Annotated in this window: 18 protein-coding genes; 5 read left to right on the plus strand and 13 right to left on the minus strand. The window is 74.4% G+C overall.

The window, feature by feature from the left end; genetic code table 11:
* Positions 1-133: 133 nt before the first annotated feature.
* The 7 genes from ACFC0B_RS37810 to ACFC0B_RS37840 all read right to left on the minus strand — a co-directional run bounded on the left by ACFC0B_RS37810 (position 134) and on the right by ACFC0B_RS37840 (position 7,382).
* Positions 134-1,843, minus strand: coding sequence for a DoxX family protein (locus ACFC0B_RS37810; RefSeq protein WP_376097029.1), 1,710 nt, complete (start codon positions 1,841-1,843; stop codon positions 134-136).
* A 312-nt stretch (positions 1,844-2,155) separates the two neighbouring features.
* The gene (gene rlmB, locus ACFC0B_RS37815) at positions 2,156-3,151 is read right to left on the minus strand and encodes a 23S rRNA (guanosine(2251)-2'-O)-methyltransferase RlmB (protein WP_376097032.1); all 996 of its coding nucleotides are present in this window, start codon (positions 3,149-3,151) and stop codon (positions 2,156-2,158) included.
* Between the two features lie 139 nt (positions 3,152-3,290).
* Positions 3,291-4,685: a cysteine--tRNA ligase gene (gene cysS / locus ACFC0B_RS37820; protein ID WP_376097035.1), complete on the minus strand. Its 1,395-nt coding sequence runs from the start codon at positions 4,683-4,685 to the stop codon at positions 3,291-3,293.
* A 117-nt stretch (positions 4,686-4,802) separates the two neighbouring features.
* A complete protein-coding gene (locus ACFC0B_RS37825; RefSeq protein ID WP_376097038.1) occupies positions 4,803-5,198 on the minus strand; it encodes a PPOX class F420-dependent oxidoreductase in 396 nt (131 codons plus the stop codon).
* A 193-nt stretch (positions 5,199-5,391) separates the two neighbouring features.
* Positions 5,392-5,892 (minus strand): 2-C-methyl-D-erythritol 2,4-cyclodiphosphate synthase, encoded by a 501-nt coding sequence (ispF, locus tag ACFC0B_RS37830; RefSeq protein ID WP_376097041.1) that lies wholly within the window; start codon positions 5,890-5,892, stop codon positions 5,392-5,394.
* Positions 5,882-6,640 carry a 2-C-methyl-D-erythritol 4-phosphate cytidylyltransferase gene (ispD, locus tag ACFC0B_RS37835; RefSeq protein WP_376097197.1) on the minus strand — a complete coding sequence of 253 codons (759 nt, stop codon included), beginning with the start codon at positions 6,638-6,640 and terminating at the stop codon, positions 5,882-5,884. Before ispD ends, ispF begins: the two co-directional genes overlap by 11 nt.
* A 259-nt stretch (positions 6,641-6,899) precedes the next feature.
* Positions 6,900-7,382 (minus strand): CarD family transcriptional regulator, encoded by a 483-nt coding sequence (locus ACFC0B_RS37840; protein ID WP_030244332.1) that lies wholly within the window; start codon positions 7,380-7,382, stop codon positions 6,900-6,902.
* A gap of 416 nt (positions 7,383-7,798) precedes the next feature.
* Between ACFC0B_RS37840 and ACFC0B_RS37845 the strand changes: the two genes are divergently transcribed.
* The gene (locus ACFC0B_RS37845) at positions 7,799-8,458 is read left to right on the plus strand and encodes a DUF461 domain-containing protein (protein ID WP_376097044.1); all 660 of its coding nucleotides are present in this window, start codon (positions 7,799-7,801) and stop codon (positions 8,456-8,458) included.
* Between the two features lie 89 nt (positions 8,459-8,547).
* Here the strand turns inward: ACFC0B_RS37845 and ACFC0B_RS37850 are convergent, their stop codons facing one another.
* Together ACFC0B_RS37850 and ACFC0B_RS37855 are read right to left on the minus strand one after the other, a co-directional pair.
* Positions 8,548-9,240 carry a response regulator transcription factor gene (locus tag ACFC0B_RS37850; RefSeq protein WP_030305055.1) on the minus strand — a complete coding sequence of 231 codons (693 nt, stop codon included), beginning with the start codon at positions 9,238-9,240 and terminating at the stop codon, positions 8,548-8,550.
* Positions 9,241-9,242: 2 nt separating this feature from the next.
* A complete protein-coding gene (locus ACFC0B_RS37855; RefSeq protein WP_376097047.1) occupies positions 9,243-10,526 on the minus strand; it encodes a sensor histidine kinase in 1,284 nt (427 codons plus the stop codon).
* A 307-nt stretch (positions 10,527-10,833) separates the two neighbouring features.
* On the opposite strand from ACFC0B_RS37855, the gene phoU reads away from it, so the two are divergent.
* Both phoU and ACFC0B_RS37865 read left to right on the plus strand, forming a co-directional pair.
* Entirely contained in the window at positions 10,834-11,517 is a 684-nt protein-coding gene (gene phoU / locus ACFC0B_RS37860; RefSeq protein WP_376097050.1) for a phosphate signaling complex protein PhoU, read from the plus strand.
* A gap of 190 nt (positions 11,518-11,707) precedes the next feature.
* The gene (locus ACFC0B_RS37865) at positions 11,708-11,884 is read left to right on the plus strand and encodes a hypothetical protein (protein WP_376097053.1); all 177 of its coding nucleotides are present in this window, start codon (positions 11,708-11,710) and stop codon (positions 11,882-11,884) included.
* Between the two features lie 162 nt (positions 11,885-12,046).
* On the opposite strand, the gene ACFC0B_RS37870 is transcribed toward ACFC0B_RS37865, so the two are convergent.
* Together ACFC0B_RS37870 and ACFC0B_RS37875 are read right to left on the minus strand one after the other, a co-directional pair.
* Positions 12,047-12,634 carry a lytic polysaccharide monooxygenase gene (locus ACFC0B_RS37870; protein ID WP_376097056.1) on the minus strand — a complete coding sequence of 196 codons (588 nt, stop codon included), beginning with the start codon at positions 12,632-12,634 and terminating at the stop codon, positions 12,047-12,049.
* A 233-nt stretch (positions 12,635-12,867) separates the two neighbouring features.
* Positions 12,868-13,626, minus strand: a complete 759-nt coding sequence (locus ACFC0B_RS37875) for a phosphoglyceromutase (RefSeq protein WP_376097059.1) — start codon at positions 13,624-13,626, stop codon at positions 12,868-12,870.
* Between the two features lie 148 nt (positions 13,627-13,774).
* Between ACFC0B_RS37875 and ACFC0B_RS37880 the strand changes: the two genes are divergently transcribed.
* Positions 13,775-15,124, plus strand: coding sequence for an MDR family MFS transporter (locus ACFC0B_RS37880; RefSeq protein ID WP_376097062.1), 1,350 nt, complete (start codon positions 13,775-13,777; stop codon positions 15,122-15,124).
* A 30-nt stretch (positions 15,125-15,154) separates the two neighbouring features.
* Here the strand turns inward: ACFC0B_RS37880 and ACFC0B_RS37885 are convergent, their stop codons facing one another.
* A complete protein-coding gene (locus tag ACFC0B_RS37885) occupies positions 15,155-15,709 on the minus strand; it encodes a YbjN domain-containing protein (protein ID WP_376097065.1) in 555 nt (184 codons plus the stop codon).
* Between the two features lie 72 nt (positions 15,710-15,781).
* Positions 15,782-17,167 carry a D-inositol-3-phosphate glycosyltransferase gene (gene mshA, locus ACFC0B_RS37890; protein ID WP_376097068.1) on the minus strand — a complete coding sequence of 462 codons (1,386 nt, stop codon included), beginning with the start codon at positions 17,165-17,167 and terminating at the stop codon, positions 15,782-15,784.
* Between the two features lie 286 nt (positions 17,168-17,453).
* Between mshA and ACFC0B_RS37895 the strand changes: the two genes are divergently transcribed.
* The gene (locus ACFC0B_RS37895) at positions 17,454-18,287 is read left to right on the plus strand and encodes a class I SAM-dependent methyltransferase (RefSeq protein WP_376097071.1); all 834 of its coding nucleotides are present in this window, start codon (positions 17,454-17,456) and stop codon (positions 18,285-18,287) included.
* Positions 18,288-18,385 lie beyond the last annotated feature (98 nt).

Raw genomic sequence — 18,385 nt, forward strand, 5'->3', positions numbered from 1 at the left:
GGGGCGCATGTGCGGCGGCGGGGGGGCGCGGGGGGCCCGGGGGTGGGGGGGGGGGGCCGCGGGGGCGGGGGGGGGGCCCCCCCCCCCCCCCCCCGGGCCCCCCGCCGTCACCGGGCCGTTCGCCCGGCCCGTCTCAGGTCGCCGTCGGCGCCCCCGGACGGGCGGAGGACCCGGCGGCGCCGCCGCCGGACAGCTGCGCCAGCGGCGCGCTGCCCAGTACTCCGCCCAGCAGCCCCGAACCGGAGCCGCCGGCGCCGCTCGGGGCGCCGGCCCCGGCACTCGGCGCGGGCTTCGGCGCCGAACCGGTGCCGGTCGCCGGGGCCGGGGTGCCGCGCTGCGCGGGCGCCGAGCCGGCCGGCGACGCGGCGGCCGCCGACCCCGAGGGCGCGCCGGTCTCCGGCTTCGCCGAGGACTTCGCCTTGCCGCTCGGCGTGGCCGTGCTCGGCTTCGACGGGGTCGGGGTCGGCGTCGGGGTGCCGGACGGCGCGGCGGTGGTGGCCGCGGCGCTCGGCGCGGCCGACCGGGACGGCGCCGGCGAGGTCGCCGAGGCGGCCGGGGCCTTGCCGCCGGGGGTGGCGGACGGCCCGCCGCTCGGCCAGACCGGCGTGCCGTAGTCGGTGGCCGGCCGGGACGGCGCCGGGTGCTGCGGCCGGGCGCCGGTGCGGACCGCCGCGCCCAGCATCGAGCCGAGCAGCAGGGTCAGGCCGATGACCACCGAGGTGACCACCGCGCCGCGCCGCAGCACCCGGCGGCGCAGCGCCGCCGGGGAGCCCGCGCCGCAGCGCCGCCAGGCCTCCAGGCCGAGCCGCCCGTCCAGCGAGGCGAACGGTGCCCCGGCGATCAGCAACGGGCTCCACGCCGCCAGGAAGATCAGGTCGGGCGTGTCGTACACCGGGACGGCCCGCCAGCTCACGGTGAACAGCAGCGCGGCGGAGAGCGTCATCGCTGCGCCGGCCGCGAGCCGCTGCCAGAGGCCGAGCACGGTCAGCACGCCGACCACGATCTCGGTGAACGACACCACCAGGCCGGCGCCGACCGGGTGCGCCATGGCGAAGGCCAGCAGCGGCTCGGCGACCTTCCAGGGGTGCAGCGAGGAGAGCCAGCGCATCATCGAGCCGCGCTCGCCGCCGTCGAAGTACACCGGGTCGCAGAGCTTGCTGAACCCGGCGTAGACGGAGAGCGAGCCGAGCACCGCGCGCAGCGGCAGCAGCACCAGGCCGAGGTCGACCCGGCGGCCGGGGTACCAGGGCTGCCTGCCCTCGGCGCCGGCGGCCGAGACCTCGGGCAGCTCGCCGGTGGGCGTCCAGCCCTGCGGCGCGCCGACCGGGCCGATGCCGGCCTCGGTGGCGGTGCCGTCGCCCTCGCGCGACTGGCGCGGCACCGCCCGGGCGCCGTACGGCGGAAGCAGCTGGGTGTCCGCGTCCGCCAGGGAGCCGCCGGACCGTCCGCCGCGCCCGCCGACCCCGGCCGGGACCGCGCCCAGCCGGACGGCCTCCAGCAGCCGGGTGGCCGCGACGTCGTCCGGGCGCGCCTCGCCGGTCCAGGTGACCGGGGTGACCCGGCCCTTGCGGCGCGGCGGCGCCCCGGCGAGGCCGCCGACCAGCACGGGCACGTCGACGGCGGGGACGACGACCTGCGGGGTGACCAGCGGGCGGCGGATCAGCCCCCGGGTGCCGTACGGGTCGCCGAACGCGGCGCCGGTGGAGAGCAGTGCGGCCGGGGCGTCGATCAACGGCGCCACCGGGGCGCCGAGCTTGAGCCGGAAGCTCGCCTGGGTGCTGCTGAGGCGCGCCGGGTCCGACGGCACCTTGACGGTGTTGAGGCCGGGGCCCGAGTCGTCCATCCCGGTGCTGCCACCGCCCAGGAGCGGGCGCCGAGGTGTTCTGGTGTCCACGCCCGTCTAACCGGGTGACACCCGGTTAGGACACTCTCCCGAGTGGATGTCGGGAGCTTCCTTGAAGCGATCATGAGAAAAGCGATCGGACCCGGGCGGATCCGATCGCTTTCCCCTGACTTGCGGGCGGGCGGAGGGCTGTTCCGGAGAACCCGTTGCGCCGGACACCCGCGCTGTGCTCAGGCCTCGACGCGGTGCCCGGGCCTCACGCGGTGCCCCGGCCGCCCCGCGGTGCCCGGGACCGTACCGCGCCGCCGGGCGTCAGCCGACCTTGCCGCGCAGCCGGGCCGCCTCGTACAGCACGACGCCGGCCGCGACGCCCGCGTTCAGCGACTCGGTGAGACCGGACATCGGGATCCGCACCAGCAGGTCGCAGGTCTCCGAGACCAGCCGGGACAGGCCCTTGCCCTCGCTGCCCGCGACGATCACCACCGGCCCGGTCAGCGCGTCCAGGTCGCCGATCTCCGCCTCGCCGTCGGCCGCCAGGCCGACCACCATCAGACCGGCCTTCTGGTACGCCTCCAGGGCCCGGGTCAGGTTGGTGGCCCGGGCGACGGGCAGCCGGGCCGCCGCGCCCGAGGAGGTCTTCCAGGCACCGGCGGTCATGCCGGCCGCCCGGCGCTCCGGGATCACCACGCCGTGCGCGCCGAAGGCGGCGGCGGAACGGACCACGGCGCCCAGGTTGCGGGAGTCGGTGACACCGTCCAGCGCCACGATCAGCGCGTCCCGGCCGGAGTCGGCGGCCTCCTCCAGCAGGTCCTCGGGGTGCGCGTACTCGTACGGCGGGACCTGCAGCACCAGGCCCTGGTGGTTCATCCCGCCGGTCATCTGGTCCAGCTGCGGGCGCGGGGCCTCCATCAGCGGGATGCCGCGGTCGTTGGCGGCCTGGAAGGCGTCGCGGACCCGGTCGTCGGTGTCGATGAACTGCTGGACGTACAGCGCGTTGGCCGGCACGTCGCCCTGCAGGGCCTCGACCACCGAGTTGCGGCCGAAGACCAGCTCGGCACTGCCCGCGCCGCCGCGGCCGCCCCGGCCGCCGCCCCCGGCCCGGCGCATGCCGGCCCGGGCCTTGGCGTCCCGCTCGCGCTTGACCGCGGCGTTGGCGGCCCGCTGCTTCGGGTGGCCCTTGCGCTCCTCCCCGGGCGGGGTCGGGCCCTTGCCCTGGAGCGCCTTCCGGCTGTGGCCGCCGGTACCGACACTCGCGCCCTTCTTCGACCCGGGGTTGCGGCGGTTCCTGCGCTGGCTGTTGCCGGCCATGGCTGTACTTCCTGTCTGTCTGTCCGGCATGGCCGGCCGCCCCGGCCCGTGCCGGTGGCGCCCGACGGCATGCGCTCCGTCATGCGGGAGGGCCGCACCGGTCCGGTACGGCCCACCTCACCCCTCGGTCACCGGGGGGCTACTGGCTGTTGATCGTCCAGCGCGGGCCGGACGGGGTGTCCTCGATCGCCAGCCCGGCCAGGCCGAGCTGGTCGCGGATGGCGTCCGCGGTCGCGAAGTCCTTGCGGGCCCGCGCCGCCTGGCGCTGGTCCAGGACGAGGCGGACCAGCGAGTCGACCACACCGTGCAGGTCCTCGCCGCGCTCCGCCCCGGCCCACTGCGGGTCGAGCGGGTCCAGACCCAGTACTCCGAGCATCGCACGGACCTCGGCCAAGCGCGCCACCGCGCTCTCCTTGTCGTCCGCGGTGAGGGCGCTGTTGCCCTGGCGGACGGCGGTGTGCACGATCGCGAGCGCCTGCGGCACGCCCAGGTCGTCGTCCATCGCCTCGGCGAAGGCCGGCGGCACCTCGGGCGCCGCGTCGACCGGCCCGCAGCGCTCCACGGCGCGCTGGACGAAGCCCTCGATCCGGCCGAATCCCGCCTCGGCCTCGCGCAGCGACTCCTCGCTGTACTCGATCATCGAGCGGTAGTGCGGGGCGGCCAGGTAGTAGCGGAGCACGATCGGCCGCCAGCGCCGGACCATCTCGGAGACCAGCACCGAGTTGCCGAGCGACTTGCTCATCTTCTCGCCGGCCATGGTGACCCAGGCGTTGTGCACCCAGAAGTTGGCGAAGTCGTCGCCGTAGGCCTTGGACTGGGCGATCTCGTTCTCGTGGTGCGGGAAGATCAGGTCGAGCCCGCCGCCGTGGACGTCGAAGGCCGTGCCCAGGTACTTGTGCGCCATCGCCGAGCACTCCAGGTGCCAGCCCGGACGGCCGCGGCCCCACGGGGTGTCCCAGCTCGGCTCGCCCGGCTTGGCCGACTTCCACATGGCGAAGTCGCGCGGGTCGCGCTTGCCGGTCTCGCCCTCGCCGGAGGGCTGCAGCAGGTTCTCCAGCTTCTGGTTGGAGAGCGCGAGGTAGTCGGGGTACGACTTCACGTCGAAGTAGACGTTGCCGTCGGCCTCGTAGGCGTGGCCCCGCTCGATGAGCCCGCGCATCATCTCGACCATCTCGGGGATGTGCCCGGTCGCGCGCGGCTCGACGGTCGGCGGCAGGCAGCCGAGGGCGTTGTAGCCGTCGTTGAAGGCGCGCTCGTTCTCGTAGGCGATCTGCCACCACGGCGTGCCGAGCTCGCGCTCCTTGGCGATGATCTTGTCGTCGATGTCGGTGACGTTCCGGGCGAAGGTCACCTGGTAGCCGCGGTAGGCGAACCACCGCTGCATGACGTCGAAGTTGAGGTAGGACCGGATGTGCCCGATGTGTGGCGCCGACTGGACGGTAGCGCCGCACAGGTAGATCGAGACACAACCCGGTACAAGCGGGACGAAGTCGCGTACCTGTCGGGTGCTGGTGTCGTACAGTCGAATGCTCACAGCGTCAAGCGTAGTGGGCGGCAGGGGGTGCCCCGCGACATTCCGGAATGTCAAGACCCCCGACAGAGCCTTTTCCGTCGGGTGACACCCCGGGGCCGCCCCCGCCGCCCCGGTGGCTCAGATCGAGCCGACCACCTTCCGCGGGGCGACCCGGACGATCACGCGCACGTCGTCCGGACCGTCGTAGCCGTAGGTCTCCTGGCCCTGGTACTTCCGGGCCAGCTCGTCGATCAGCTCCCGGCCGCCCTCGCGGGTCAGCGTGACCTCGCCGCGCACCTCCAGGTAGGTGTACGGGTTCTCCGGCGGGTTGACCAGCAGCGAGACCCGCGGGTCCTTCACCAGGTTGAGGTGCTTGCGGCGCCCCTCAACGGTGGAGAACAGGATGTCCTCGCCGTCGCGCTTCACCCAGACCACGGAGGACTGGGGGCTGCCGTCGGGCTGGATCGTGGTGACCACGGCGAAGCTCTTCGCGTCGAGCAGGGCCTTGGCCTGATCGGAGAGTTGGGCGCTCATCGGATACCTCATCTCGTCGGCAGCGGGTACGGCCCGAGGGGGAAGCCCCGCACGGGCCCGAGCCCGAACACTATCGACTCGCGCCCGCCGGACCCCCGGTGAACACCCGTCAGCCCGGGATTGTTCCCCGGCCGCTCCCCGGCCGCCGCGGACGGCCACCGCTGACGGCTACCGCGGACGGCCGTTGCCGGCCTCAACGCCGTTCGTACACCAGCGCGGTGGCGATCGCCGCGAGCCCCTCCGCGCGCCCGGTGAGGCCGAGCCCGTCGGTGGTGGTGCCGGAGACCGAGACCGGGGCGCCGACGGCGGCGCCGAGCGCGGCCTGCGCCTCCGCCCGGCGCTTGCCGATCTTCGGCCGGACCCCGATCACCTGGATCGCGACGTTGCCGATCTCGAAGCCCGCCGCCCGGACCAGCCGGGCCGCCTCGGCGAGCAGCGTCACCCCGGAGGCGCCGGCCCACTCCGGCCGGTCGGTGCCGAAGTGCGCGCCCAGGTCGCCGATCCCGGCGGCCGAGAACAGCGCGTCGCAGGCCGCGTGCGCGGCCACGTCGGCGTCCGAGTGCCCGGCCAGGCCGTCCCCGGCGCCCGGCCACTCCAGCCCGGCCACCCACAGCGGGCGGCCGGGCTCGAAGGCGTGCACATCGGTGCCGACACCGACCCGGGGGAGGACGGGGGTCTGCGGATCAGTAGGCATCGGCGGCCCTCCGGCGGGCGAGGACGGCCTCGGCGAGGACGAGGTCCAGCGGACGGGTCACCTTGAAGGCCTCCTCGTGGCCGGGCACGACGACCACCCGGCCGCCGAACCGCTCGACCAGGCCCGCGTCGTCGGTGACCGGCGGCAGACCGCCGGCGGCGGCCGCGGCCTCCTCGGCCAGCGCCTTGGCGTGCACCTCGGCCAGCGTGTCCCGGCGGAAGCCCTGCGGGGTCTGCACCGCGCGCAGGGTGGACCGGTCGGGCGTGTCGAGCACCGGCTCGGGCCCGCCGGACACCGGCTCCACCCGCTTGACGGTGTCGGCCAGCGGCACCGCCGGCACCACCGCCTCGGCCCCGGCCCGGACGGCGGACGCCACCGCGTCCACCACCTCGACCGGGACCAGCGGGCGGGCCGCGTCGTGCACCAGCACGATGCCGACCTCGGCGGGGATGGCGGCCAGGCCGAGCCGGACCGACTCCTGGCGGGTCGCCCCGCCGGCCACCACCCGGATGTCCTTGCCCTCCAGTCCGTGGCTGTCGAGCAGGGCGACGACCTCGGCCACCCCGTCGGCGGGAGCGGCGACCACGACCAGGCCGACCGCCCGGCTGCGGGTCAGTGCCCGGACGGCGTGCACCAGGAGCGGCACGCCGCCCAGTTCACGCAGGGCCTTGGGGGCACCCGGCCCCAGGCGCTCGCCGCGGCCGGCGGCGGGCACCACTGCTGCTGCGACTGCTGCTGTGGCGTTCAGGTTTCACTCCTTCGGCGAAGTGGGTATGGCCATGGCGTGCACGACGGGCGCGGACCCCTTCCGAAGCACCACCGTCTTCCGCCCGCTACAGCAGCAGAAACGGTCATGCAGACCCGAGGCCGACCAGGCCGCTCGGGTGCGGGGGCGTCGTCCGGACACGCCTCAGCGCCCGAAGTGCCACTGCACCACCCGCGGACCGTCGGTCCGGTGGGCGGCGCGCCGGCATCGGGCGCTGTGAGCGTTGTGGAGCGGACGGCCGCTACGAGGCGAGCACCTCGTCGAGCAGCGTCTCCGCCTTGTCCTCGTTGGTGTTCTCCGCCAGCGCGAGCTCGCTGACGAGGATCTGGCGCGCCTTGGCGAGCATGCGCTTCTCCCCGGCGGAGAGGCCGCGCTCGCGCTCGCGACGCCAGAGGTCGCGCACGACCTCGGCGACCTTGATGACGTCACCCGAGGCGAGCTTCTCCAGGTTCGCCTTGTAGCGACGGGACCAGTTGGTCGGCTCTTCGGTGTACGGTGCGCGCAGCACCTCGAAGACCCGGTCCAGACCCTCCTGGCCGACCACGTCGCGAACGCCGACGAACTCCGCGTTCTCGGCGGGCACGCGGAGCGTCAGGTCTCCCTGCTGCACCTTCAGCACCAGGTAGGTCTTGTCCACACCTTTGATCTGGCGAATTTCGATGGCCTCGATCAGCGCGGCCCCGTGATGGGGGTAGACCACCGTGTCGCCAACCTTGAACGTCATGTGACAGGACCCCTTCCGTGGCTTTCCAGAATAACACGCTTTTCGGCGCACCCGAAGGGCGTTTTCGCAGGTCAGGGCCGGTCTCGGGGCTTGACAAGGACCCCCATGACGTGCTGCGACCAGTGTTCGAGGAGGGCTTCCCGCAGGTCGGAGGCGGTTCCGCCGCCCGCTGAAACCTCTGGCAACACTCCCGAAACCATGATTTGATCTTGAGCTTTCACCGTTTATCGGGCCGTTTCCGGATCGTGATCCGATCTTGGTCGGCACTTGACCTGAACACGCGGACGTGCCGCCGTCCGGACGCCCGTCCGCACCGGGTGCGCGACACGAAGGGCCCACCCCGTGAGGACGGCATAAGCGAGGTCGATAATCTGAGACCTGACCTTCCGACACGTGACTTAGGAGAAGCCGCCGCCGTGAGCCGCAGCCTTCGACGCGGCGGCATCGCCGCCCTCGCCGCCCTGGCCATCGCCTCGTTGTCCTCCTGCGCCGCCGGGAACACCCCGGCCACCCTGCAGATCAAGCCCGACAACGCGTCGGCCACCCTGGGCACCGATGTCCGTCTGAACAACATCGTCGTGGTCACCGGGGACGAGTCCTCCGGCGAGCACACCGGCCCCGCCAATGTGACGGTGAACATCAGCAACAGCGGGACCGAGGTACTCGAGCTGCAGTCCGTCACCGTCGCCGGTGGCGCCCCCGCCACCTTCGCGGACGACAAGGGCGCCCCGCTGACCAGCATCTCCATCCCGGCCGGCGGCGCGCTGCTGCTCGGCGGGCCGGGCAACCCGACCGCCAGGGTCGCCTCCACCACCGTGAGCGTGGGCGGCTACGTGGCGACCTCCTTCACGTTCAAGAACCACGACAAGCTCGACACCGAGGCCCAGGTCAGCCCGAACAAGGACCTGTACAAGGGCTACGGTCCGACGGCCCCGGCCGCCGTGCCGAGCAAGGCCGCCACCCCGGCCGCCGGCGCCACCACCCCGGCCGCCCCCGGCACCGCCACCACCCCGGGCGCCACCACCCCGGGCTCCACCGGCACCGCCTCGGTCCCGGCGGTCCCGGCCGCCCACTGAGGCCCGGCTCCGCCGCACCCCGGCAGCGCGAACGCCCCTCCGGCACCGGCCGGAGGGGCGTTTCGTGTCGCCGGGCCCGCGGGCCCGGTCTACGGCTCGAACTTGTAGCCGAGGCCGCGCACCGTGACCAGGTAGCGCGGCGCGCCCGGGTCCGGCTCGATCTTCGCCCGCAGACGCTTGACGTGGACGTCCAGCGTCTTGGTGTCGCCGACGTAGTCCGCGCCCCAGACCCGGTCGATCAGCTGCATCCGGGTGAGCACCCGGCCGGCGTTGCGCAGCAGCATCTCCAGCAGGTCGAACTCCTTGAGCGGCAGGTCGACCTTGGCGCCGTCCACGGTCACCACGTGCCGGTCGACGTCCATCCGGACCGGGCCCGCCTCCAGGGCGCCCGGGCCGCCGCCGTCGCCGGGGCCCTCGTTCTCGCCGCGGCGGCGCAGCACCGCGCGGATCCGGGCGACCAGCTCACGGGTGGAGTAGGGCTTGGTGACGTAGTCGTCCGCGCCTATCTCCAGACCGACCACCTTGTCGATCTCGCTGTCCTTGGCGGTGACCATGATCACCGGCACGTTGGAGCGGACCCGCAGCTGGCGGCAGACCTCGGTACCGGGCAGCCCCGGAAGCATCAGGTCGAGCAGGACGAGGTCGGCGCCGTTGCGTTCGAACTGCTCCAGGGCGTCGGGGCCGGTGGCGGCGATGGCCACCTCGAAGCCCTCCTTGCGGAGCATGTACGAGAGGGCGTCGCTGAACGACTCCTCGTCCTCGACCACCAGTACTCGGGTCACGATCAGGCCTCCGGGGCAAGCTGGGGGGTTGTTTCTGACAGGAATTGCGCGGACTCCCCCGCGCGGGGGCGGTCCACGGGTGCCTGCCCGGCGGGCAGGCGGAGGGTGAAGGTGGAGCCCTGGCCCTCGACGCTCCACACCGACACGGTGCCGCCGTGCGAAGCGGCCACGTGCTTGACGATGGAGAGGCCGAGGCCGGTGCCGCCGGTCTGCCGGGAGCGGGCGGGGTCGACGCGGTAGAACCGTTCGAAGACCCGCTCGCGGTCCTTCTCGGAGATGCCGATGCCCTGGTCGGTCACCGAGATCTCGATGAGCTCGCCGTCGGCCTCGCCCAGCGCGGCGGCGCTGGAGATCCGGCGGGTGGCGATCGCGACCCTGGTCCGCGGCGGGCTGTAGTTGACGGCGTTCTCGACGAGGTTCCCGAGCGCGGCGGCGAGCTGGCCGCGGTTGCCGTGCAGGTAGAGGCCGGCGATGCCGCCGGCCGCGATGAGGATCTGCTTGGCGGCGGCCTGCTGGCGGCAGCGGTCGATCGCCTCGGCGATCAGCTCGTCCACCGCGACCGGCTCCGGGTCGACCATCAGCCGGTCGTCCTGGACCCGGGAGAGGTCGATGATCTCCTGGACCAGGCTGGCCAGCCTGGTCGCCTCGATCTGCATCCGGCCGGCGAAGCGCTGCACCGCCTCCGGGTCGTCGGCCGCGTCCGCGACCGCCTCGGAGAGCAGTGAGAGCGCGCCGACCGGGGTCTTGAGCTCGTGGCTGACGTTGGCGACGAAGTCGCGGCGGACGGCCTCCACCCGGCGGCGCTCGGTCTGGTCCTCGACCAGCACCAGGACCAGCCGGGAGCCCAGCGGGGCGACCCGGGCCGAGACCGCGAGCGGTTCGGCGGCGCGCGCCGCACCCGGGCGGGGCAGCTCCAGTTCGAGCTGGCGGATCTCGCCGTCCCGGCGGGTGGAGCGGGCCAGCGCGAGCAGCTGGTCGACGGCGACCGCGCCACCGCGCACCAGGCCCATCGCGTAGGCCGCCGAGCTGGCCTTGACCACGTCGTCGCCCTCGCCGAGCACGATCGCGCAGGAGCGCAGCACGGAGAGGACGGTGTCGACCCCCGGCGGCAGCGGGGGTTCCTGCGCCGGGGCCAGGCCCTGGTGGCGACCCTGGTTCCGATTGGTTCCGCCGTACCTGCCCCTCGCCTGCTCGCGCTCGCTCCAACGGAAGGCGATCGAGGCCGTGAGGCCGACGCCGAGCCCGGCTATGGCGCAGGCAGCGGCGGCGGCCACGTTCACGTCCATACCGCCAGCCTAAGCGCACGGTGCGGGCGCTCCCCAAGGGCCCGATCAAGGGATCGGCCACGCGTTGCCGAGAATTCACCTTCAGGTAGCTGCCGGTTCACCGAACGGGTCGTGCGTGGTCGCCCGGACGGCCCAGAGTGGGCGCCGGAGCCCGTGTGGGAGGGACGGCACGGCCGGACGGCCGCCCGCCGCCCCGGGTGTGCGCGTACGATGCGCGCCACCAGCAGCGGTCATCCGTACGGCGTTCGGAACGTCGTACCGGGTGACCGGTCGGCACCGCCACCGACACAGCTACTGAGGAGAGAGCATGCGCGACGCGTACCACGAGGAACTCGACTCGATCGGCGACAGCCTGGTCGAGATGGCCCGGCTGGTCGGTTCGGCCCTCGGGCGGGCCACCACCGCGCTCCTCGACGCGGACCTGGCGCTGGCGGAGAGCGTGATCGCCGCCGACGAGAAGATCAACGAGCTGCACCACGAGCTGGAGAACCGGGCGATCGACCTGCTCGCCCGTCAGCAGCCGGTCGCCACCGACCTGCGCATCGTCGTCACCTCGCTGCGGATGAGCGCCGACCTGGAGCGCTGCGGCGACCTCGCCCAGCACGTCGCCAAGGTGGCGCGGCTGCGCTACCCCGAGTCGGCCGTCCCCGTCGACCTGCACGCGACGGTCCTGGAGCTGGGCCAGCTCGCCCAGCGGCTGGTCGCCAAGGCCGGCCTGGTGATCGCCACCAAGGACGTCGACAAGGCGCTGGAGCTGGAGCAGGACGACGACGCGATCGACGCGCTGCACCGCGAGCTGTTCGCGCACCTCATCGACGAGCGCTGGCACCACGGCATCGAGACCGCGGTGGACGTCACCCTGGTCGGCCGCTACTACGAGCGGTTCGCCGACCACGCGGTCTCGGTGGCCAAGCGCGTGGTGTACCTGGTGACCGGCGAGCACGTGGAGGAGTTCGTCGCGGCGACCGAGGCCGCCGCCGAGGTGGAGTGACCTCGCGCGGCCTGCCGTCCCCGGACGGCGGTCGTCCCCGGGGGTGAGTAAACCCCGGGCCGGGGTGGTGGGGGAGCACGAGCAGCCGGACTCCCCACCACTGCGCGCCCGTTGACGCTCCCTCCGGTCGGCGGTTTCACTCGAAGCCGTGGGCACCGAGGTGTGCCCGTCCGAAGGAGGGGTCAGCGCGATGAAGGCAAACCCGACCGGCCCGGCATCGGCTCCCGAGACCATCGAACCGCCCGCCCCGAAGCTGCTGCCCGTCCTCGCGGCCGGCTGCGGCTGCGGACCGGGCTGCGGCTGCGGCTGCCAGTCCGGCGCGCCCTGCCAGTGCGGCGGGGTCGACGGCGGCTGCTGCGGCCACTGAGACCGTCCGTCCACCTCCTCCCCCGGCGCCACCGCGGAGCTCCGGGGTGCACGGCTGCCGTGGGAGACGGCCGCGCACCCCGGTCTCCTCACCGCCGGGCCGCCGACGGGGTCCGTTGGGAGAGCACCCGCCGGGCGGTGGTCGCGCCGGACGGGCCGGGCGTCAGAACGTGACGTCGGCGCAGGAGTAGAAGGCGTTGCCGGTGTCCGCGACGTCCCAGACCGCGACGACCACCTGGTGGCCGGTCCGGCCGGACGGCAGGGTCGCGGTGTGGCTGAGCGTGCTGGGCACCTGGGTGCCGTTGTAGGGGACGTTCAGGAACGGCGTCAGCTCCAGGTTGGCCCGGGTGACCTTCTGCGTCGCGCTGTAGCCGGGCTTGGTCAGGTAGTACCGGAAGCCCGAGGTCGCGTGCCGGGCGGTGAACCGCCAGGTGAAGGTCAGCCGCTGGCCCGCGGAGACCGCGGTGGTCGGCCAGGCGCCGCCGCGCGGGTCGTCCAGTTCGGCGAACCGGCTGTTGCCCCCGGCGCAGATGGTGCCGTCGGCAGGCCCCGCGCCCGGGAAGCCCTTCGGCCCCTCGACGCTCTGCGGCTCCCACCGGATCGCTCCGCAGTCGGTGACGGTGCCCGCGCCGCAGAGCGCGGCCCGGCTGGGTGGGGTGGTGATGTAGCCGTGCGACTGCGCCGGCAGCGCGACCGCGACCGGCACCGCGAGGGCGGCGGTCACGGCTCCGACGACATGACGTGTGCGCATGGTGCTCCTCCGTGGGGGTGGATGGAGAGTGCGCCGGGCGCGGACACGCGCGCGTGGGGGGCTGGCATGCCTGCGCCGGGTCGGTGCTCACACCGTAGGAGCCGCCACCCGGGCCGTCAATGGTCTGAACCATTTCTGCGACCGGGCGAACTTCCCCGGACCATGGTCGAGTTGAACGCGAAGGGCCCCGCTCCCCCGAGACGGGGAGCGGGGCCCTCGACGGCCGGTCCGGGCTACTTCTTGCCCTGGTTCTTCACGGCCTCGATCGCGGCGGCGGCGGCCTCCGGGTCGAGGTAGCGACCGCCCGGGACGGTCGGCTTGAAGTCGGCGTCCAGCTCGTAGACCAGCGGGATGCCGGTCGGGATGTTGAGGCCGGCGATGTCCGCGTCGGAGATGCCGTCGAGGTGCTTGACCAGCGCGCGCAGGCTGTTGCCGTGGGCGGTCACCAGGACGGTCCGGCCCGCGGCGAGGTCCGGGACGATGGCGTCGTACCAGTACGGCAGCATCCGCTCGACGACGTCCTTCAGGCACTCGGTGCGCGGACGCAGCTCGCTCGGGATCCCGGCGTAGCGGGCGTCGCCGGCCTGCGAGTACTCGGAGTCGTCGGCCAGCGCCGGCGGCGGGGTGTCGTACGAGCGGCGCCAGAGCTGGAACTGCTCCTCGCCGAACTCGGCCAGGGTCTGGGCCTTGTCCTTGCCCTGGAGCGCGCCGTAGTGCCGCTCGTTCAGGCGCCAGCTGCGGCTGACCGGGATCCAGTGGCGGTCGGCCTTGTCCAGGGCGATCTGCGAGGTGCGGATGGCACGGCGCAGCAGCGAGGTGTGCAGCACGTCCGGGAGGAAGCCCTCGGCGGCGAGCAGCTCGCCACCGCGCGCGGCCTCCTTCTCGCCCTTCTCGTTGAGGTCGACGTCGACCCAACCGGTGAACAGGTTCTTCTGGTTCCACTCGCTCTCGCCGTGGCGGAGCAGGATGAGTCGGTACGTCGTGTCAGCCATGGCCCCCAGCTTAGTGGAGCCCGGAAAACCCCTGGTCGTGGCCTCGCCAGGCGGGTAAGGTGTGCTCCGCGCCAGAGACTCTTACCTCCGCGCTGAGCGGTCCTGCCCGTACGGCTCAGCGGACGTCCGCCTGCCCGGGAGCCCCCACATGCCCGACCCGTCCCTCACCACCCGCGCCTCCAGAGCCGTCACCGAGGCGGTGAGCGGACTCCCGCGCCAGTTCTGGTGGCTCTGGACCAGCACGCTCATCAACAAGCTGGGCGCGTTCGTGGTGACCTTCCTGGCACTCTACTTGACCACCGACCGGGGCTACTCGGCCTCGTACGCGGGTCTGGTCGCCTCGCTGTTCGGTCTGGGCTCGGCGTTCGCCTCCCTCGTCGCCGGCGTGCTGGCCGACCGGATCGGACGGCGGCCGACCCTGGTCGCCGCCCAGCTCGGCACCGCCCTGTTCACCGCGCTGCTCGGCTTCAGCGACGGACAGGTGACCATCGCGGCGGTCGCCTTCCTGGTCGGCTTCTGCAACAACGCGACCCGGCCGGCGACCTCCGCGATCATCGCGGACATCGTGCCCGCCGAGGACCGGGTCCGCGCCTTCGCGCTGAACTACTGGGCGATCAACATCGGCTTCGGCCTCTCCGCGGCGGTCGCCGGCCTGATCGCCACCCACGGCTACCTCACGCTGTTCCTGCTGGACGCGCTCTCCACGGTGGTCTGCGCGGTGGTCATCTTCGTGCGCATCCCCGAGACCAGGCCCGACGCGCCCGCCGCGGACCGGGACGGAGCGGCGGCCCGGCCGGCGATCGGCCTGGGCGCGGTGTTCCAGGACGGCCGCTTCATGGCGGTGGTGGTGCTCAACCTGCTGCTCGCCCTGGTCGCCCAGCAGGGCTCCACCACACTGGCCGTGGACATGGGCCGGGCCGGCATCACCTCCACCCAGTACGGCCTGGTGATCGGCCTCAACGGCCTGCTCATCGTGGTGCTCCAGATCCCGCTCACCCGGTGGATGGAGGGGCGGGACCGGACCGCCCTGCTGGTCGCCAGCGCGCTGTTCATCGGCTGGGGCTTCGGGCTGACCGCGCTGGCCGGCTCCTCGGCCTGGTTCTACGCCTTCACCGTGGCGGTCTGGACGCTCGGCGAGATCCTGAACGCCCCGACCATGATGGGCCTGGTCGCCGAGCTGTCGCCGGCCGAGGCGCGCGGCCGCTACCAGGGCGTCTACTCGCTCTCCTGGTCGCTCGCCTCGTTCCTCGGCCCGGCGGCGGGCGGGGTGCTGCTGGAGCGGGCCGGCAGCGGGGTGATGTGGGGTGCCTGCGCGGTGCTCGGCACGGTCGCCGCGGGCGGCTACGTCCTGCTCGGCCGGCGGCCGGGGGCGGCGCTGGCGAAGTCCGCGGCCGTGGCGACGGCCCCGGCCTCCGGTACGTCCCCGGTCCCCGGTACGTCCCCGACCCCCGGCCCGGAGCGGGCCGCCGAGCCGGAGCGGGCCTCGGCGGGCGGCTGAGCAGGACGGACCCGGCTGATCGGCGACCGGCTACTCGGCGACCGGCTGCTCGGCGGCCGCGGCCACCGGCGGGGCGTCCGGGCCCGGGACGGCGAGGTGGGCGAAGGCGGCCAGGTTGCGGGTCGACTCCCCGCGCTTGGTCCGCCACTCCCACTCCCGCCGGATCGCGGTGGCGAACCCCAGCTCCAGCAGCGTGTTGAACGGCTCGTCGGCGTTCTCCAGCACCGTGCCCAGCAGCCGGTCCACGGCGTCCGGGCTCAGCGACTCCAGCGGCAGCCGGCCCGCCAGGTAGACGTCCCCGAGCCGGTCGACCGCGTACGCCACGCCGTAGAGCCGGGTGTTGCGCTCCAGCAGCCAGCGGTAGACCGCCTCGTGGTTCTCGTCCGGGCGGCGGACCACGAAGGCGTTCACCGACAGCGTGTGGTCGCCGACCCGCAGGGCGCAGGTGGTGCTCAGCTTCCGGGTACCCGGGAGGGCCGCCACCAGGGTGTACGGGTCGGCGGGCGCCGGCTCCCAGGCCACCCCGGCCTCGTCCAGGGCGGTGCGCAGGAGGGTCAGGGCCTCGTCCTTGGTGCGGATTGCCATGGGGGTGACGTTACTCGGCGGTACGCCCGCGCGCAGCAGCGCACCGGCGGCGGCCGGCCGGTCCCCGGCGGCTCAGGCCCGCCGCTGGCGCGCCCCGGCCAGCCGGCCGACCGACCGGGCCAGGCTGCCGGCGTACACCTCGGCGGTGGTCGCGGCGGCGGTGTCCCAGCCGAACCCGGCCGCGTGCCGGGCCGCCGCGGCGCCCCGCCGGGCCACCAGCTCCGGGTCGGTGGCGTACGGCTCCAGCGCGTACGACCAGTCCACCGGGTCGTGGCCCGCCACCAGGGTGCCGGTCTCGCCGTCCCGGACGGCGACCGGCAGACCGCCCACCGCGGCCGCCACCACCGGCGTGCCACAGGCCTGCGCCTCCAGCGCGACCAGCCCGAACGACTCGCTGTACGAGGGCATCACCAGCGCCGTGGCGGCCCGGTACCACTCGGCGAGCAGCGCCTGGCCCACCGGCGGGTGGAACCGCACCACGTCGCCGATGCCCAGCTGGGCGGCCAGCTTGTGCAGGCTCTCCGGCCGGGCCAGCCCGGTGCCGGACGGCCCGCCGACCACCGGCACCACCAGCCGCTCGCGCAGCTCCGGGCGCCGCTCCAGGAGCACGGCGACCGCGCGCAGCAGCACGTCCGGGGCCTTCAGCGGCTGGATGCGGCCAGCGAAGAGCAGCACCGCGGCGTCGGCGGGCAGTCCGAGCCGGGCCCGGGCCGCCCGGCGGGCCCGCTCGGCGCCCGGTGCCGCCGGGCGGAACACGTCCAGGTTGACGCCCGGGTGGACGACGGCCAGCTGGTCCGGGCGCGCCGCGTAGAACCGGGCCAGCTCGGCGGCCTCCTCGGTGGTGTTGGCGATCAGCCGGTCGGCCGCCTCCACCACCTGGGTCTCGCCGATCACCCGGGCCGCCGGCTCGGGAGTGTCGCCCTCGGCCAGCGCCGCGTTCTTCACCTTGGCCATGGTGTGCATGGTGTGCACCAGCGGCACGCCCCAGCGCTGGGCGGCCAGCCAGCCGACCTGGCCGGAGAGCCAGTAGTGCGAGTGGACCAGGTCGTAGTGGCCGGGGCGGTGGCCGGCCTCGGTGCGCAGCACCCCGTGGGTGAAGGCGCACAGCTGGGCGGGAAGGTCCTCCTTCACCAGCCCCTCGTACGGGCCCGCCGTGACGTGCCGGACCAGCACGCCCGGGGCCAGCTCCACGGTGGGCGCGTCGTCCGAGCAGATCGCCCGGGTGAACACCTCGACCTCGATGTTGAGCTCGGCCAGGCGCTTGGCGAGCTCCACGATGTAGACGTTCATGCCGCCCGCGTCGCCCGTCCCCGGCTGGTGCAGGGGGGAGGTGTGGACGCTGAGCATCGCTATCCGGCGCGGGCGGCGCCGGCCGCCCTGGACGAGCGACTGGAGCCGGCCGCGCGCGGGCGTGGCCGGCTGGGCACGGCGAACCGAACGGACGGGGTGCTGGATCACCTGGCTGAAGCCTCCTCGTGTACTGCCCGCCTCAGCAGCCCTGCTTGCCTGCTGCCTGCTGTCCGGTGTGTGCGCCACCGCCCGCGGGCCGCACGTCCGCGGCGCGCGGTGCGGCGCGCCCGACCGCTGCCCCGTCCGGGCACACATCACCATCAGTCTGCCAACCACGCGATCGCCGACCGGCATTCCCGGGCCGCCGCATGAGATCGGCCACCGCACGGGACCGGCCACCGCACGGGACGGGCCGCACCGTCGACGGCCGCCGCGGGCCCGTACCCTGTGGGGCATGGCCGCCTCCTCCCCCGACACCGTGACCGCGCCCGCCCGCGGACGGGCCGGGAGGCCGGTGGGCACCGTGACCCGAGGCACCACCAACACCAACCGGCTGCGCCGGATGGACCGCTGGATCGCCCACGCGCTCGGGCCCGCGCTGCGCTCCGCCGGGCACCCGCCGATCGCCGTGGACCTCGGGTACGGCGCCGCGCCGTGGACGGCCGTCGAGCTGTCCGGGCGGCTGCGGGCGGTACGGCCGGACGTCCGGGTGGTCGGGATCGAGATCGAGCCGGCCCGGGTCGCCGCGGCGCTGCCGTACGCGGTGCCGCCGCTGCTGACCTTCCGGCGCGGCGGCTTCGAGGTGCCGCTGGAGGGCGGGGCGCCCGCCCAGCTGATCCGGGCCGCCAACGTGCTGCGGCAGTACGACGAGTCGGCGGTGGCCGGCGTCTGGGAGCGGCTGTGCGCCCGGCTGGCCCCGGACGGGCTGCTGGTGGAGGGCACCTGCGACGAGATCGGCCGGCGGCACGTCTGGGTGGCGCTCGGCCCGGAGGGGCCGCGGACGGTCACCTTCGCAGCCCGGCTGGGCGGCCTCGGCCAGCCCTCCGACCTGGCCGAACGGCTGCCGAAGGCGCTGATCCACCACAACGTGCCCGGGCGGCCGGTGCACGCGTTCCTGCGCGACTTCGACCGCGCCTGGGCGGCGGCCGCGCCGTACGGGGCGTTCGGCGCCCGGCAGCGCTGGGCGGCCGCCTGCGGCTCGCTGGCCGGGTCCTGGCCGCTGGTCGACGCACGCGGGCGGTGGCGGCAGGGCGAGGTCACCCTGCCCTGGACGGCGCTGGCCCCGTAGGCCCCGGACCCGCAGGCCCCGGACCCGTCGGACCCGGTCACCGCCGCACGGCGGGCGCCGGTGACCGGGTCGATGGTTTCACTCGAACGAGTTATCGA

Origin of the sequence: Kitasatospora sp. NPDC056184 (assembly GCF_042268405.1) — a bacterium.
Taxonomy (GTDB): domain Bacteria; phylum Actinomycetota; class Actinomycetes; order Streptomycetales; family Streptomycetaceae; genus Kitasatospora.

What these genes read in the sequence shown, in the direction of transcription:
- ACFC0B_RS37810 (WP_376097029.1), bottom strand. Translation starts at nt 1,843, where the DNA reads ATGGACGACTCGGGCCCCGGCCTCAACACCGTCAAGGTGCCGTCGGAC.
- rlmB (WP_376097032.1), bottom strand. Translation starts at nt 3,151, where the DNA reads ATGGCCGGCAACAGCCAGCGCAGGAACCGCCGCAACCCCGGGTCGAAG.
- ACFC0B_RS37825 (WP_376097038.1), bottom strand. Translation starts at nt 5,198, where the DNA reads ATGAGCGCCCAACTCTCCGATCAGGCCAAGGCCCTGCTCGACGCGAAG.
- ispF (WP_376097041.1), bottom strand. Translation starts at nt 5,892, where the DNA reads ATGCCTACTGATCCGCAGACCCCCGTCCTCCCCCGGGTCGGTGTCGGC.
- ACFC0B_RS37840 (WP_030244332.1), bottom strand. Translation starts at nt 7,382, where the DNA reads ATGACGTTCAAGGTTGGCGACACGGTGGTCTACCCCCATCACGGGGCC.
- ACFC0B_RS37855 (WP_376097047.1), bottom strand. Translation starts at nt 10,526, where the DNA reads ATGGACGTGAACGTGGCCGCCGCCGCTGCCTGCGCCATAGCCGGGCTC.
- phoU (WP_376097050.1), top strand. Translation starts at nt 10,834, where the DNA reads ATGCGCGACGCGTACCACGAGGAACTCGACTCGATCGGCGACAGCCTG.
- ACFC0B_RS37865 (WP_376097053.1), top strand. Translation starts at nt 11,708, where the DNA reads ATGAAGGCAAACCCGACCGGCCCGGCATCGGCTCCCGAGACCATCGAA.
- ACFC0B_RS37870 (WP_376097056.1), bottom strand. Translation starts at nt 12,634, where the DNA reads ATGCGCACACGTCATGTCGTCGGAGCCGTGACCGCCGCCCTCGCGGTG.
- ACFC0B_RS37875 (WP_376097059.1), bottom strand. Translation starts at nt 13,626, where the DNA reads ATGGCTGACACGACGTACCGACTCATCCTGCTCCGCCACGGCGAGAGC.
- ACFC0B_RS37880 (WP_376097062.1), top strand. Translation starts at nt 13,775, where the DNA reads ATGCCCGACCCGTCCCTCACCACCCGCGCCTCCAGAGCCGTCACCGAG.
- ACFC0B_RS37885 (WP_376097065.1), bottom strand. Translation starts at nt 15,709, where the DNA reads ATGGCAATCCGCACCAAGGACGAGGCCCTGACCCTCCTGCGCACCGCC.
- ACFC0B_RS37895 (WP_376097071.1), top strand. Translation starts at nt 17,454, where the DNA reads ATGGCCGCCTCCTCCCCCGACACCGTGACCGCGCCCGCCCGCGGACGG.